The 14,627-nt window shown below is 77.1% G+C and carries 14 protein-coding genes; 10 read left to right on the forward strand and 4 right to left on the reverse strand.

Annotation, left to right across the window (positions count from 1 at the left end):
* The first annotated feature begins 5 nt into the window (after positions 1-5).
* The 5 genes from MTO91_RS22110 to MTO91_RS22130 all read left to right on the forward strand — a co-directional run bounded on the left by MTO91_RS22110 (position 6) and on the right by MTO91_RS22130 (position 4,374).
* A complete protein-coding gene (locus tag MTO91_RS22110; RefSeq protein ID WP_476652596.1) occupies positions 6-590 on the forward strand; it encodes a GNAT family N-acetyltransferase in 585 nt (194 codons plus the stop codon).
* Between the two features lie 301 nt (positions 591-891).
* A complete protein-coding gene (locus MTO91_RS22115; protein ID WP_476652597.1) occupies positions 892-1,398 on the forward strand; it encodes a hypothetical protein in 507 nt (168 codons plus the stop codon).
* Between the two features lie 138 nt (positions 1,399-1,536).
* Entirely contained in the window at positions 1,537-1,902 is a 366-nt protein-coding gene (locus tag MTO91_RS22120) for a hypothetical protein (RefSeq protein ID WP_253069370.1), read from the forward strand.
* The gene (locus tag MTO91_RS22125; RefSeq protein WP_476652599.1) at positions 1,899-3,602 is read left to right on the forward strand and encodes a hypothetical protein; all 1,704 of its coding nucleotides are present in this window, start codon (positions 1,899-1,901) and stop codon (positions 3,600-3,602) included. Before MTO91_RS22120 ends, MTO91_RS22125 begins: the two co-directional genes overlap by 4 nt.
* A complete protein-coding gene (locus MTO91_RS22130) occupies positions 3,595-4,374 on the forward strand; it encodes an ESX secretion-associated protein EspG (protein ID WP_476652600.1) in 780 nt (259 codons plus the stop codon). Before MTO91_RS22125 ends, MTO91_RS22130 begins: the two co-directional genes overlap by 8 nt.
* On the opposite strand, the gene MTO91_RS22135 is transcribed toward MTO91_RS22130, so the two are convergent.
* Entirely contained in the window at positions 4,349-5,752 is a 1,404-nt protein-coding gene (locus tag MTO91_RS22135; protein ID WP_476652602.1) for an NAD(P)H-quinone dehydrogenase, read from the reverse strand. The two genes, MTO91_RS22130 and MTO91_RS22135, sit on opposite strands and share 26 nt — an antisense overlap.
* A gap of 143 nt (positions 5,753-5,895) precedes the next feature.
* Between MTO91_RS22135 and MTO91_RS22140 the strand changes: the two genes are divergently transcribed.
* Complete coding sequence (locus tag MTO91_RS22140; protein ID WP_208826265.1) at positions 5,896-6,360, forward strand: gamma-glutamylcyclotransferase family protein; 465 nt, start codon at positions 5,896-5,898, stop codon at positions 6,358-6,360.
* Positions 6,361-6,440: 80 nt separating this feature from the next.
* Here MTO91_RS22140 and MTO91_RS22145 read toward each other — a convergent pair whose 3' ends face one another.
* The gene (locus tag MTO91_RS22145) at positions 6,441-7,730 is read right to left on the reverse strand and encodes an amidohydrolase (protein WP_251784442.1); all 1,290 of its coding nucleotides are present in this window, start codon (positions 7,728-7,730) and stop codon (positions 6,441-6,443) included.
* 440 nt (positions 7,731-8,170) lie between these two features.
* Between MTO91_RS22145 and MTO91_RS22150 the strand changes: the two genes are divergently transcribed.
* The 4 genes from MTO91_RS22150 to MTO91_RS22165 are packed head-to-tail and all read left to right on the forward strand — an operon-like array spanning position 8,171 to position 12,777.
* The gene (locus MTO91_RS22150) at positions 8,171-9,859 is read left to right on the forward strand and encodes a serine/threonine-protein kinase (RefSeq protein WP_476652604.1); all 1,689 of its coding nucleotides are present in this window, start codon (positions 8,171-8,173) and stop codon (positions 9,857-9,859) included.
* A 37-nt stretch (positions 9,860-9,896) separates the two neighbouring features.
* On the forward strand, positions 9,897-10,700 hold the full coding sequence (locus tag MTO91_RS22155; RefSeq protein ID WP_208826263.1) for a purine-nucleoside phosphorylase: 804 nt from the start codon (positions 9,897-9,899) through the stop codon (positions 10,698-10,700).
* On the forward strand, positions 10,700-12,319 hold the full coding sequence (locus MTO91_RS22160; RefSeq protein WP_476652606.1) for a phospho-sugar mutase: 1,620 nt from the start codon (positions 10,700-10,702) through the stop codon (positions 12,317-12,319). Before MTO91_RS22155 ends, MTO91_RS22160 begins: the two co-directional genes overlap by 1 nt.
* The gene (locus MTO91_RS22165; protein WP_062397648.1) at positions 12,316-12,777 is read left to right on the forward strand and encodes a flavodoxin family protein; all 462 of its coding nucleotides are present in this window, start codon (positions 12,316-12,318) and stop codon (positions 12,775-12,777) included. The genes MTO91_RS22160 and MTO91_RS22165 overlap by 4 nt, the downstream gene beginning before the upstream one ends.
* Position 12,778: 1 nt before the next feature.
* On the opposite strand, the gene MTO91_RS22170 is transcribed toward MTO91_RS22165, so the two are convergent.
* The gene (locus MTO91_RS22170; RefSeq protein WP_476652608.1) at positions 12,779-13,528 is read right to left on the reverse strand and encodes a GDSL-type esterase/lipase family protein; all 750 of its coding nucleotides are present in this window, start codon (positions 13,526-13,528) and stop codon (positions 12,779-12,781) included.
* A gap of 7 nt (positions 13,529-13,535) precedes the next feature.
* Positions 13,536-14,159: a uracil phosphoribosyltransferase gene (gene upp, locus MTO91_RS22175; protein ID WP_073576390.1), complete on the reverse strand. Its 624-nt coding sequence runs from the start codon at positions 14,157-14,159 to the stop codon at positions 13,536-13,538.
* Positions 14,160-14,627 lie beyond the last annotated feature (468 nt).

Raw genomic sequence — 14,627 nt, forward strand, 5'->3', positions numbered from 1 at the left:
ACCAGGTGCCCGTCCCCGCTCCCGGCCCGGTGCTCGACCCGGTCGAGATCAACGCTGGGACGTGGTACCTGCGCGGACCACGGCACGACGGCCGGGTGGACGACCGCCCGGCCGTCGCCGCGTCCTGCCGGGACCCGGAGATCCGGCGCTGGCGCAACCGTCCGGACCCGGCCGCCCCGGACTTCGACGAGCAGGTGACCGCGCACGTCGCGGACCGGATCGACGGCTGGGCCCGCGGCACCCGCTGTGCCTGGGCCGTCGCCGAGCCGACGACCGGGGAGATGCTCGGCGAGATCACCCTGGAGCACCTGGACATCGCCCATGGCACCGCCGAGCTGCGCTGCTGGACGCTGCCCGGCGCCCGCGGACGCGGCCTGGCCCGCACCGCGGCCGGGGCGGTCGTGCGCTTCGCCTTCGGCGGGCTCGGGTTGCACCGCGTCACCTGGATGCACGCCGAGCCGAACCGGGCGTCGGCCGCCGTCGCCGCGGCGCTGGGGTTCGTGCCGGAGGGGCGGCTGCGGGAGGCGTGGACCGTCGACGGCGAGCGGGTCGACGTCGTCGTGCTGGGGCGGTTGGTGGGCGAGGGCTGAGGCGGTCCGCGCGGCCCCGTCGCCCGCGCGTCGACAACCGCGTTCCGCGGAACGCGCTGTGCCGACCGGGTCACCGCCCGTTGACCGGCACGTCGCGCCGTTCTAGCGTTCCCGGCGTGTCGCGCACGCCGTCCGGCGCCCGCGGCACGCAACGTCACAACTCCACAGCCGACCCGTGTGCCCGATCCACGGGGCCCGGAACTACCGCCACGCGGAGTACCGCGCCGCGGATCCGCTCGCCACGCAGGCCCAGCCGCGCCGTGAGCCGTCCCAGTTCGACCGAGACGTCACAGGATCCGTCATGCCCCCAGAGTTCGACATCGCGCCGACGACGTTCCATGTCACGACGCACGTCCACACCGACGGCCCGATCCCGGGCCCGCACTCCCTGCTCACCCTGACCTCCTCCGCGTACGGAGCGGACGGGGTCCTGATCGGCACCTTCACCGCCAACCTCCGGGAGCTCCCGGGGGCCACCCTGCACCCGACCGCGCTGGCGACCTGGCGCACCCGGGCGGAGGACTGGCTCCTGACCCGGCGGGCCTCGCGCCCACCGGGGCAGGTGGCGAACGACTACGCAGCCTGGGTCACCGACCTGGGCGAGCGTGCGCTGTTCGTCGCCGACCCGGAGGAACCGGACCACCTGTTCGTCTACTGGTACCTGCAGCGTTTCGCAGGCCGGTGGCCGTTCGCGGGGACCGTTCCCGGCCTCGGCGGGACGCCCCGGTCCTGGGCCCCACCGCCGTGCCCGCTGCGCGGGTGCGCCCCGGTCGAGGTCCCGGAGCCGGCCGAGGTGGCGGCGGCCTGACCGCGACACACACCCCCGTCCGCGCCGGTGACCACCGGTGCGGACGGGGGTGTCGTCGTGTGCGGGCTTCGCGATCGCGACCGTTCCGCGGCGAACCGCCGCGGCGACGGCCGGTGCGGGCCTAGCGTGCGCCCGTCCGTGATCCGCCCGTCCGCACCGGAGGCCGACGTGCCCGACATCCACCCGGACCTGCGTGTCGACCCGGCCGCCCCGGCCGGGGCGGCGGAGGCGCTCGACCGGGCCGCGTCCCGGCTGGCCGTCGCGCTCCGCACCCTCGACGCCGACGCCCGCCGGGTCGAGCCGTGGCTGGGGGATCCGGCCAGCGCCGAGGCCGCGGCCCGCTACGCCGTGCACGCCGCGGACGGTCCCGACGCCGCGATCGGGCGGCTGCGCACGCTGCACGCGGAGCTGCTGCGGGCCCGCGACGCCGCCGGTGCCACCGGGCGTGCCTACACCCGCACCGAGGAGTCGACGACGGACGCGCTGAACCGGGGTGCCCGGTGACCGCGCCGCGCTGGGCGGGACTGAGCCACGCCGAGATCGTCGCGATGGTGGCGGCCGGTCCGGGCCCCGCGGCGTCGGCCGGGGCGGAGCGGGCGTGGCGCGACGCCGCCGCCGCGCTCACCGACGTCCACCGCGAGCTGTCCGGGCAGGTCCGTGACCTGCCCGGAGGATGGTCCGGCGGCACCGCGGACGGCGTCACCGTGGCGTTCGGGTCGCTGGACGGCTGGGTCGTCTCCGCCGCCGTCGACGCGGGCCGCACCGCCGACGCACTCGCCGCCCAGGCCGGGCTCGCCGCGGATCTCCGGGCCCGGATGCCTGCCGCCGCGGCGCCGACGCCGCCGGAGGCCGCACCCACCGGCCCGGCCCTGCTCGACGACTGGGCGGCCGCCGACCTCGCCGCGGGCAACTCGGCCGGCCGGGCCGCGGAGCTGATGGTCCGCTACGACGACGACACCCGCCTCACCGGCGCCCCGTGGGCCGGGTGGGGTGCGTCCCCGGTCGTCACACGCGACGGCACCGCCCCCGCCTCCCCCGCTGTCCCGGCCCTGTCGCCCGGCGGGCCCCCGCCCGGCCCCGGCGGCGACGCGGACCCGGCCCCGGACCCGGCGAGCAGCGCCGGGACGGGGACGACGGTGTTCGCGGGGATCGGCTTCGGCGGGATCACCGCGGCGGTGCTGACCGGGAACGGACGGGCCGGGGTGCCCGGGGCACGGCCGATCGACGTCGGCGGGCCCTCCTCCGGGCCGGCCCCCACGACCGATGCCCCCCGCGCCGGCACGCCCGGCACGGACACCGGCCCCGGCACCGGTGAGCTCCCGGCCGGTCCGGCGTCCCCCGCGGGCGCGGGCGTCCCGGACGGCGTCGGCGGCACGGACCCCGGCGGCGGCAGCACCGCGGTGACCGCCGCGGTGCTCGCGGGCGGGGCGCTCGGCGGGGCCGGGATCGTGATCGGCGCCACGATCCGCCGGGAGCGGCAGGCCCGGGACGGACGCAGGCCCGCCGGGGGCGGCACGCCGCCCGGACACCCGCGCCCCGGCGACGCGGTCGGCCACGGGGCACCGTCCTGCGGTGTCGCCCAGGACCCGCCGGGTGACGGACCGCCGAGCGGGGCCGAGCACCGCCCGCCCTCCGGCGACGCGACGACCAGCGGCACCCGCGCGCCCAGCGGCGCCCCGGCCGTCGACGGCGGGGCGCCGCCGACGCCCGGTGGCCCCGCCCCGGACGGCGCCACCGGGAACACCGCGACCGACGGCGGCCCCGCGCCACACGCAGGCCCCGCTCCCGGTGCGACCACGAGCGACCGGCCGTCCCCGGACGGAGCCGGCGGCGATGCCGCCCCCGGAGTCCCCGACGGTCCCCGGAGCCCGGTCCACCACGGCGTCACCACCGGCGACCTCGCCGTTCCCCACCCCGACGGCCCGGCGCCCCACGGCGCCGTCACCCACGCCCGCCACGCCCCGCCGCCGACGCCGGCACCGGGCGACCCGGCCGTCACCCCCGCCGGGGTACCGGTGGGCGCGGTCCCGGCCGCCCCACTCCCGGTCGCGGCGACCGTCGGCGCGCCCGCCGACCCCCGCACCCCGGCCTGGCGCCTCGTCGCCGACGAGCACGCCGCCCCCGACGACCCCCCGGAGCAGCCCGATGCCCGACCGGACCCCGGCGTCCTGCGCCCCGACGCCCGCTGGAGGGGCCGTGGCTGAGCCCGCGCCCTGGACCCCGTCGGTGCCGTTCGTGCTCACCGGCGCCGAGTTCGACGTCGTCTGGGAGCACCTGGGGCTCGGCCCCACCCCGGTGGCGCTGCGGCTGCCCTCCCCCGGGCGCACCCGCGAGGAACGACGCCGGGTCGTGGCGGCCGGCGTCGGCGGGCTGCGCGCCCGCGGCCTCGCCGGTCCGGCCGGACCCGACCCCGCGCTGGTACGGCTGCTGGCCCTGCTCGCCCGTCCCGACCGTCACCTGGAGGTGCGCGGCCGTTTCGACGACGGGCCGCTGCGCGCGGTCGCCGCCGAGCGCGACGGCGACGGCGTCCTCGCCGTCCACACCGGCGGAGCCGTCACCGTCACCGCGGCGGGCTCACCGGCGCACGCCGCGGTGTCGGCCCTGCCCCGGCGCGCGCCGGGGCCCGGGCCCGCCGTGGCCCTGCCCACCGCCGAGCTGGCCCGCCTCCTCGACGCGGACGCGCACACCGACCCCGGCACGGACGGGGACGGCGAGCAGCGCGCCCGGCTCGCGCCGCTGCTCGCCGGGCCCGCGCACCGGGCACAGATCTGTGCCGTCCGGCACGACCGCTGGGGCAGCCCGTCGCGGCTGCCGGGGCACGTCGCCGTCGTCGACACGCCGCGAGGGCGCTACCGGCTGACCCGCGGGACCGGCGCGCACGGCGGACCCGAGTGGTCCACCCTCGCCCCCGCGGGCGACGGCGAGCTGCGCGACCGGTTCGCGGAGCTGTTCAGTCAAGGTCGGAGTGCTGCATGAGCTGACGGCCCGCCTCGGTGATCGACCCGGACAGCGACGGGTACACCGAGAAGGTGTGGGCCAGGTCGTCCACACCGAGCCCGTTCTGGACCGCCATCGCGATCGGCAGGATCAGCTCGCTCGCGACCGGGGCGACCACGACACCACCGATGACCACGCCCGACGCCGGGCGGCAGAACAGCTTCACGAAGCCGCGGCGCAACCCGCGCATCTTGGCGCGCGGGTTCGTCGACAGCGGCAGCATCACCGTGCGGGCCGGGACCTCACCGGAGTCGATCGCGTTCTGGCTGATCCCGACGGTCGCGATCTCGGGGCGGGTGAACACGTTCGCCGCGACGGTCCGCAGCCGGATCGGGGACACGCCCTCGCCCAGCGCGTGCCACATCGCGATCCGGCCCTGCATGGCCGCGACCGAGGCGAGCATGAGCACGCCGGTGCAGTCGCCGGCCGCGTAGACGCCCGGCTCGGAGGTGCGCGAGACCTTGTCGACGGGGACGAACCCGCCGCGGTCGGTCTCGATGCCGATCTTCTCCAGGCCGAGGTCGGCGGTGTTCGGGATCGACCCGACGGTCATCAGGGCGTGCGATCCCTCGACGACCCGGCCGTCGGACAGCGTGACGCGGACGCCGTCGCCGGTGTTCTCGACCGAGTCCGCGCGGGCGTGGGCGAGGATCTCGACGCCGCGCTCGGCGAAGACCTCCTCGAGCACGGCGGCGGCGTCGGCGTCCTCGTGCGGGAGGACCCGGTCCCGGCTGGAGACCAGGCTGACCCGGCAGCCGAGCTCGACGTAGGCGGAGCAGAACTCCGCGCCGGTCACGCCCGACCCGATCACGATCAGGTGCTCGGGCAGCTCGTCGAGGTCGTAGAGCTGGCGCCAGTCCAGGATCCGGTCGCCGTCGGGGCGGGCGGAGTCCAGCACCCGCGGGGTGGCCCCGGTCGCGATGAGGACGACGTCGGCGACGAGCTCCTCGACCGTTCCGTCGGCGTGGGTGGCGGTCACCTCGTGCGCGGCGCGGGCCGCGGCGGGCCCGGCGAACTGCGCGGTGCCGGCGATGATCCGGACGCCCTCGTTCTCCAGCCGGGCCCGCACGTCGGCGGCCTGGGCGAGAGCGAGGGACTTGACCCGCTCGTTGACCGCGGGCAGGTCGACCGCGGAGTTGCCGCGGTCCACCAGCACGCCGAGGTCCTCGGCACGGTGCAGGTCGACCCGGACGGCCGCGGAGGAGATGAAGGTCTTCGAGGGGACGCAGTCGTAGACGACGCAGGCGCCGCCCATCCCGTCCCGCTCGACGACGGTCACCTCGCTGCCGTGCTGTGCCGCGACGAGTGCGGCCTCGTACCCGGCCGGTCCGCCGCCCATGATGACGATGCGGGTCACGGGAGATCCCCCTGGAGAAGTCGGTGGTGGTGGACCGGCAGGCGGTCCCGCCCGCCGGCGTCGACGGGGCTCACAGTACGCGTGTCCCATCATTACGACCGGGCGGGTCGAGGCCCCGCCGGGCTCCCCATTACCCTGCACGCGTGCCGCTGTATGCCGCGTACGGGTCGAACATGGACCCCGAGCAGATGAAGGAGCGCGCCCCGCACTCGCCGATGGCCGGGACCGGGTGGCTCCAGGGCTGGCGGCTGACGTTCGGCGGCGAGGACTACACCTGGGAGGGCGCGCTCTCCACCGTGGTGGAGGAGCCGGGCTCGCAGGTGTTCGTCGTGCTCTACGACGTCCCCGAGCACGACGAACGCCAGCTCGACCGCTGGGAGGGCGGCGAGCTGGGCATGCACAAGAAGCTGCGGCTGCGCGTCGCCACCCTCGACGGCAGCGTCCTCGCGTTCATCTACGTGCTGAACGCCTACGAGGGCGGGGACCCGTCGGCCCGCTACCTGGGCGTGATCGCCGACGCCGCGGAGACCGCGGGCGCCCCGGACGACTACGTCAACGAGCTGCGCAGCAGGCCCAGCCGCAAGTCCTCCCCCGGCAACCGGTCCTGACCGGCCGCACCGGCTGACGAGGACGGCCCGGCCCCCGCGAGGGGACCGGGCCGTCGTCGTTCACCGCGGGAGACGGTGGTTCAGGAGGCCGCCTGCGCCAGCGCGGACAGCGCGGCCTGCACCAGCACCCGCGACCCGAACGGCAGGGCCCGCTCGTCGAGGTCGAAGGTCGGCTGGTGGATGTCCCGCTGCTTGCCGGTGCCCGACCACACCCCGAGCCGCGCCATGGCGCCCGCGGAGTGCTCCAGGTACCAGGCGAAGTCCTCGCCGCCGGAGGACTGCTCCGTGGACGCGTCGGCGACCTCGCCACCGACGGTCACCGCGGCGTCGCGCAGCATCCCGGTGGACACCGCGTCGTTGACGACCGGCGGGACACCGCGGACGTGGTCGAGCACGTAGCCGACACCGGTCGGGGCCAGCACGGACGCGACGAGCGCCCGCAGCTTCTCCTCGAGCTCGGTCCAGGTGGCGTGGTCGGCGGTGCGCAGGGTGCCGCGCAGCAGGCCGGACTGCGGGATCGCGTTCGCCGCGTCCCCGGCGTGCACCGCACCCCAGGTCAGGACGGTGCCCGAGCGCGGGTCGACGTGGCGGGTCAGCAGCAGCGGCACCTGCGTGGCCAGCAGCCCGAGCGCCTGTACGAGGTCGGCGGTCAGGTGCGGGCGCGAGGTGTGCCCGCCCGGGGAGGTCAGCCGGACCTCGATGAGGTCGCAGGCCGAGGTGATCGGCCCGACCCGGGTGCCGAGCCGTCCGACCTCCAGGCGGGGGTCGCAGTGCAGCGCGAAGATCCGCTGCACGCCCTCCATCACGCCCTGCTCGACGGCGTCGAGCGCGCCGCCCGGCTGCACCTCCTCGGCCGGCTGGAACACCAGCCGGACCCGGCCGGGCAGCGACGGCGCGGACTGCAGCGCCAGTGCCGCGCCGAGCAGCATCGCGGTGTGCGCGTCGTGCCCGCAGGCGTGCATGACGCCGGGCACCTCGGAGGCGAACGGCAGACCGGTCTGCTCCTGCAGGGGCAGCGCGTCCATGTCCGCGCGCAGGGCGACCAGCGGCTCGCCGTGCCCCACCTCGCAGACGACACCGGTGCCGCCGCGCAGCGTGCGCGGCTCCAGACCGGCCCGCAGCAGGGTCTCCGCGACCCGCGCGGTCGTGAGGTGCTCGCGACGGGCCAGCTCGGGCTGGGCGTGGATCGCACGGCGCCAGCCGACGATCTCGCCCTTGTGCGCCCGCATCCACGACTCCAGCCAGGCCGGACCCGTGCCGGAGCCGAGATCGTCGACCGCGGGATCGGTGATCTCCGGGAGCTCGGTGCGGGTCTGCAGCGCAGTCACCTTGTCCTCCTCGTACTGGCCCTCGGCGGGAACGGCCCGCATGCCCGCGGTCGACGCGGACGGCGTTCGGTCGTCTCCCACCACCCATGATGGTGCTCACCCGTCCGGCGGTGTTCCAGTCGAAATCGTCCGTTCACGCCACGGGGCGGCAAGGGGTCGGCGAGCTGCTGCCAGCGGGTTCACCGCTCCAGGTGAACGGCCGCGTGCGACCGTTCCTCCCGTCGGCGAACGGCCGTCCTCGCCGTTCACCGGCGGTTCGGACGCCCGTCACGGGGAACTCCCCGGACGACGACACCGGCCCGCGGCCGGAACGCCACCGGACCGTGACCGTCCGCACGCCCGGCCCGCCGCGGCGGCCGTCCGGCGTCCCGAAACGACCAGTGTCGTCACATACCGTCACCACTGTGCACCGGCGGTGACGATCCCGGCCGGGAACGGTGTGCCGGGACGGGCCGCGCGGGCACGATGGAACAATCGGCGCCGTGTCCGTTCCCGAGGGCGAGGTCCAGCGCCGACAGTTCGCCGGGCGGTACCGCGTCGACGGTCCGCTCGGGAGCGGCGCGATGGGGACCGTCTGGTCGGGTTTCGACGAGGTCCTGCACCGCCGCGTCGCGCTCAAGGAGCTGAAGATCCCCGACGGCATCCCGGCCGGGGAGAAGCTGGAGCTGCGGGAACGCATCATGCGGGAGGCCCGGGCACTCGCCGGGCTGTCGCACCCCAACGTCGTGACCGTCTTCGACGTGCTCGACTCCGGCGGCGACGAGCCGCTGGTGGTCATGGAGCTGGTGCCGTCGAAGAACCTGGCCGCGGCGATCACCGAGCTGGGCAGGCTCGACGCCGCGCAGGCCGGCGTCGTCGGGCACGGCACCGCGGCGGCGCTGCGGGCCGCGCACCGGGCCGGGATCACCCACCGCGACGTGAAGCCCGGCAACGTCCTGATCTCCGACGACGGCCGGATCAAGCTCACCGACTTCGGCATCGCCCGCAACGAGTCCGACGCGCCGATGACCTCCGCGGGCCTCGTGCTCGGCTCGCCCGCCTACATCGCGCCCGAGGTCGCCGCGGGCCAGCCGGTCACGCCGGCCGCGGACCTGTGGGGCCTCGGCGCGACGCTCTGGGCCGCCGTCGAGGGCCGCCCGCCCTACGACGTCGACGGTGACCCGGTCCGCACCATCACCGAGGTCGTCGATGGTCCCGTCCCCGCGCCGACGGTCACCGGCCCGCTCGCCGAGGTCATCGCCGGGCTGATGGTCAAGGAGCCGTCGGGCCGGATGCCGCTCGACGAGGTCCGGGCCCGGCTGCGCCCGCTGCTCGCCGACCCGGACGACCCGATCTTCCCCGGCTCCCCGGACGTGCCGACCGTGATGGCGCGGGTGCCCGCACCGAGCGGCGCGGCCCCGGCACCGGCACCGCCGCGGGTCGCCGCACCGCCCCCGCCCGGCCCGGTCGGCCCCACCGGCACCGGCACCTACGGCCGCGTCCCGGCCGCCGACCCCGTGCCCGCCCCGGCACCGCCGCCCGCCGAGCCGCCGCGCCCGCGGCAGGCCCGCCCGTCGTCGCGGGGGGCGGCGCCCGCCCGTACCGCGGCGGCCGGCCCGACCACCGTGCTCGGCGCAGTCCCGCTGGTGCTCAGCGGCGCCCTGATCGTGCTGCTCGGCGCGCTCGCCGGGTTCGCCGGGGTCCGCGCGCTGGCCGGGCAGGAACCGCTGTCGACGGTCACCGTCGCCACCGACCGGTCGCTGCGCACCACCTACCCGGACCCGCTCGGCTTCACCGTGCCGGTGCCCGACGGCTGGACGCAGTTCCGCTCGCCCGCCCCCGACGGCTCGGTCGTCGTCCGCTTCGTCAGCCCGGACGGCCGTCAGGAGCTCTCGGTCCGGGCGGCGACCTCGGTCCGGGCCGTCACCGACGCCCTCACCCCCGAGGCGCTGGGCGTCGACCCGGTCGAGGCCGGGCCGGTCGAGCAGCTGCCCGACGGCTCCAGCCAGGTCGCGCTCACCACCGGCAGCGGCAGCGCGCAGCGCAGCACGCTGATGCGCATCATTCCCGGCCGCGACCAGCTCGGCGGGGTCTGGGTACTGCAGCTGACCTCCCCCGCCGGTCGCGCCGAGGACGCCGTCGCGGGCCTGTTCGACGCCGTCGCATCGGGCTTCCGCGCCACCCCGGGCTGAACCGGCCACGGCGCCGGCGCCCCCTAGGCTGGCGCGCATGGCCGACACCGCCGACCCCACCGCTCGCGCCCACGCCGCCGCCGCCGAGCTCGCCCGCCGCACCGGCACCGACGCCCACGACGTGGCGGTGGTCCTGGGCTCCGGCTGGCGTCCGGCCGCTGACGTCCTCGGCACCCCGGACACCGAGGTCCCGATGGCCGAGCTGCCCGGGTTCGTCGCGCCGTCCGCGGTCGGCCACGGCGGCACCGCCCGCTCGCTGCGCATCGGCGACACCCGGGTGCTGGTCCTGCTCGGGCGCACCCACCTCTACGAGGGCCACGGGATGGACCCGGTCGTGCACGGCGTCCGCACCGCCGCGGCGGCCGGTGTCCGCACGGTCGTGCTGACCAACGCGGCGGGCGGCATCACCGAGGGCCTGTCGGTCGGGCAGCCGGTGCTGATCTCCGACCACCTCAACCTGCTGGCACGCTCGCCGCTGCACGGCGCGCACTTCGTCGACCTCACCGACGCCTACTCCCCGCGGCTGCGCGCCGCCGCCCGCGAGCTGGACCCGTCGCTGGTCGACGGCGTCTACGCCGGGCTGCCCGGTCCGCACTTCGAGACCCCGGCCGAGATCCGGATGCTGCGCACGCTGGGTGCGGACCTGGTCGGGATGTCCACCGTCGCCGAGACGATCGCCGCCCGCGCCGCCGGGCTGGAGGTCGCCGGCATCTCGTTGGTCACCAACCTGGCCGCGGGCCTGTCCGGGCAGCCGCTGAACCACCAGGAGGTCCTCGACGCCGGCGCCGCGGCGGCGACCCGGATGGGCTCGCTGCTGCGCGACCTCGTCGGCCGCATCTGATGGTGCTCCCGGGGCCGCTGCGCGACGCGGCGCTGCGCTGGATCGCCGACGACCCCGACCCGGCCACCCGGGCCGAGCTGCAGCGCGTGCTGGCCACCGCGATGGCCGGCGGCGACGGCGCCGCGGCGGCCGGCGACGAGCTGGCCGACCGGCTGTCCGGGCCGCTGCGCTTCGGCACCGCCGGGCTGCGGGGGCCGGTGCGGGCCGGGCCGTCGGGGATGAACGTCGCCGTCGTGACCCGGGCGACCGCCGGGCTGGCCGCCCACCTGGCCCGGACCACGGGCACCGGGCGGGTCGTCGTCGGCCGGGACGCCCGGCACGGGTCGGCGGCGTTCGCCGAGGCCACCGCCCGGGTGCTGACCGGCGCCGGGTTCACCGTGACCCTGCTCGACGGCCCCGTCCCCACGCCGTTGGTCGCCTTCGCGGTCCGGCACCTCGGCGCGGTCGCCGGGATCGCCGTGACCGCCTCGCACAACCCGCCCGCGGACAACGGCTACAAGGTCTACCTCGCCGACGGCGCGCAGCTCGTGGGCCCCGACGACGCCGCCATCGAGGACGCGATCACCGCCGCCCCACCCGCGGTGTCGGTGCCGCTCGGGCCGCTGCCGGACCCGGCGGAGGTCACCGGCGCCTACCTGGACCGGGTCGCGACGCTGTCGCGGAACACCGGGGCGCCCGCGCCGCGGATCGCGCTCACCCCGATGCACGGCGTCGGCGGCGCGACCGCGGTCGCCGCGCTCGCCCGGGCCGGGGTGCTCGACGTCGCCGTCGTCGCGAGCCAGGCCGTGCCCGACCCCGACTTCCCGACGGTCGCCTTCCCGAACCCGGAGGAGCCCGGCGCGACCGACGCGCTGCTCGCGCTGGCCGCCCGGAGCGGCGCGGACCTCGCCGTCGCGCTGGACCCGGACGCCGACCGGTGCGCGCTCGGCGTCGCCTTCGGTGACGGCTGGCGGATGCTGTCCGGCGACGAGACCGGCGTGCTGCTCGGCGACCACCTCCTGCGGATCGGGACCGCGGCGGACCCGCTGGTCGCGACGACCGTCGTGTCGTCGTCGATGCTCGCCCGGGTCGCGGCCGCCCGCGGGGCCCGCTCCGCCGAGACCCTCACCGGGTTCAAGTGGATCGTGCGGGCCGGTGACGGGCTCGTCTTCGGCTACGAGGAGGCGATCGGGCTCTGCGTCGACCCCGACGGCGTCCGGGACAAGGACGGCGTCTCCGCCGCCGTCGTCGCCGCGGACCTGGTGCGCGGGCTCGCCGCGGCCGGGTCGTCGGTGCCGCGGCGGCTCGACGAGCTGGCCGCGGAGTTCGGCGTGCACGCCACCCGGGGTGTCTCGATCCGGATGGCCCCCGTCGAGCGCGACGCCGCCGTCGCCCGGCTGCGCGCCGCGCCCCCGGCCGGCTGGGAGGCCGACCGCCCGGCCCCCGACGTGCTGCGGCTGCGGCGCCCCGGGACCCGCGTGGTGATCCGCCCGTCGGGGACCGAGCCGAAGCTCAAGGCCTACCTGGAGGTCGTGGAGGACCCCACCGGCGACGTGGCCGCGGTGCCGGCGTCGCGGGCCGTCGCCGCGGAGCGTCTCGACGCGCTGCGCACGGAGGTCGACGGGATGCTCGCCGGATGAGCGCGCGCCTGCTCCTGGTCCACCACACGCCGTCCCCCGCCACCGCGGAGCTGCTCGCCGAGGTCCGCGCGGGCGCGGCCGACCCGGACATCACCGGGGTGGAGGTCGTCGCCCGCGCCGCCCTGGCCGCGACGGCGAGCGACCTGCTCGCCGCGGACGCCGTCGTCCTCGGGACGCCGGCGAACATCGGCTACATGTCCGGCGCACTCAAGCACTTCCTCGACCAGGTCTTCTACGTCTGCGCCGACGACACCCGCGGCCTGCCCTACGGGCTGTGGGTGCACGGCGGCTCGGACACCTCCGGCGCGACCCGCTCGGTGACGACCGTGGCCGGGGCGATGGGTTGGACCGCGGCGGCCGCGCCGGTCGAGGTCGCGGGTCCCCCGGACGCCGCCGCCCGGGCCGCGTGCCGCGAGCTGGGCGCGGTCGTGGCCGCGACCGTCATGCCGGAGGGCTGAGCTATCGGCGTCCGGTGGCGGGCCCGATCCCGAGGTGCGCCTCGATCCGGTCGGCCCACACCGACGCGATCGTGCGGTAGGCGCCCGGTCCGGCGTGCAGGCCGTCCGCGGTCCGCCCGGCGGGGAACAGGGTGGCGGTGTCGACGAACTCCACCGAGTGCCCGGCCGCCCGGTGCGCGGCGGCGACCCGGGGCAGGTACTCGGCCAGCCGCGCCCGCTCGGCCCGCTGTTTCGGCAGCGGCGCCCACACCCCGGCCATGATCACGTGGGTGTGCGGTGCGGCCGCGAACACGCGGTCCAGCAGCCGGTCCAGGCTCGCCGCCGTCGCCCGCGCGCTCGCGCCCTGCAGCAGGTCGTTGGTCCCGGCATGCAGCAGCACGACGTCCGGCTGCGCGGCCAGCACCCAGCCGCCCGTCATCGGCACCATCCGGGCCGCCGTCCAGCCGGAGCGGCCCTCGTGGTCGGTGTCGGGCAGCGCGTTCGGCCCGGAGCTGCGGGAGCCGACGTAGTCGATGCGGACGCCGTCGGCGGCCAGGCGCTGCCACAGCGGGAGGCGGTAGCCGGCCGTCGCCGGGCTCCCCACCCCGACCGTCGACGACGCGCCCAGCGGCATCACCCGCACCACCCCGGGCTCGTCGACGGCGGCGGGCACCTCGGCGTCCTCCGGCCGGTCCGCCGCGGGCAGCGCCGACAGCGCGACCGCGGCCACCGTCGCCACGACCCCGGTGAGGATGCGGCGGGAGGGCCTCACGGCGGACTCAGACCGCGCCGAACTGGCGGTCCCCGGCGTCGCCGAGGCCGGGGACGATGAACGCGGAGTCGTTGAGCCGCTCGTCGATGCTGGCGGTCACCATCCGGACCGGCAGCCCGGACGCGCGCAGCCGCTCCACGCCCTCCGGCGCGGACAGCGCGCAGAGGACCGTCACGTCGTCGGCGCCGCGGCGGGTCAGCAGCTCCACGGTGTGCACCATCGAGCCGCCGGTGGCCAGCATCGGGTCGAGCACGAACACCGGCCGCCCGACGAGGCTGTCGGGCAGCGACTCCATGTAGGGCACCGGCCGGTGGGTCGTCTCGTCGCGGGCCATGCCGACGAAGCCCATCTGCGAGTCCGGGATCAGGTTCAGCGCGGCCTCGGCCATCCCCAGCCCGGCCCGCAGCACGGGGACGAGCACCGGCGGGACGGCGAGCCGGTGGCCGACCGTCCGCGAGACCGGGGTGTGGATCCGCTCCTCGGCCAGCGGCGCCGAGCGGGTGGCCTCGTAGACCAGCATCAGGGTGAGCTCGCGCAACGCCGCCCGGAAGGTCGCGTTGTCGGTGCGGGCGTCCCGCATGGTGCTGAGCCGGGCCCGCGCGAGCGGGTGGTCGACGACGATCGTGTCCACGGCCGCACAGCCTACGGCGGCCGGGCCGCGCGGAGATCCCCCGTGAGGAGGCGCCCGGCCCACCGATCCGGTGCCGTCGCCCCGCCGGGCCGTGGGACCCGACGGCCGGACGCGCTCCGTGTCCTGCGACGATGCCGTCCCGTGACCGGACGGACACCGGGACGCCATCCCCGGACGTTGACACGGACGCGTGTCACGGTTCACGAAGCGTGAGAAGCACGCGCTCACCGACGAGTGACGCCGGGACCGGCCGGATGCATCTCCTCGTCCTCCCGGGTGAGGCCGCGGACACCCTCGCAGACCTTGCGTGACAGCCGATCCCGGAGCGGAACCGTGATCACCAACGGTTGCCGGTCGGACACGGTCGGTTCCCCGGATCGCGTGATCGACCGCGTGGAGTGCCACGATCAGCACGCGCGGTCGCCGATCTCGCGATTCACCTGACCCGAACGGGTGGTATGGCCGAAA

This window comes from Pseudonocardia sp. 2-7 (genome assembly GCF_056341085.1).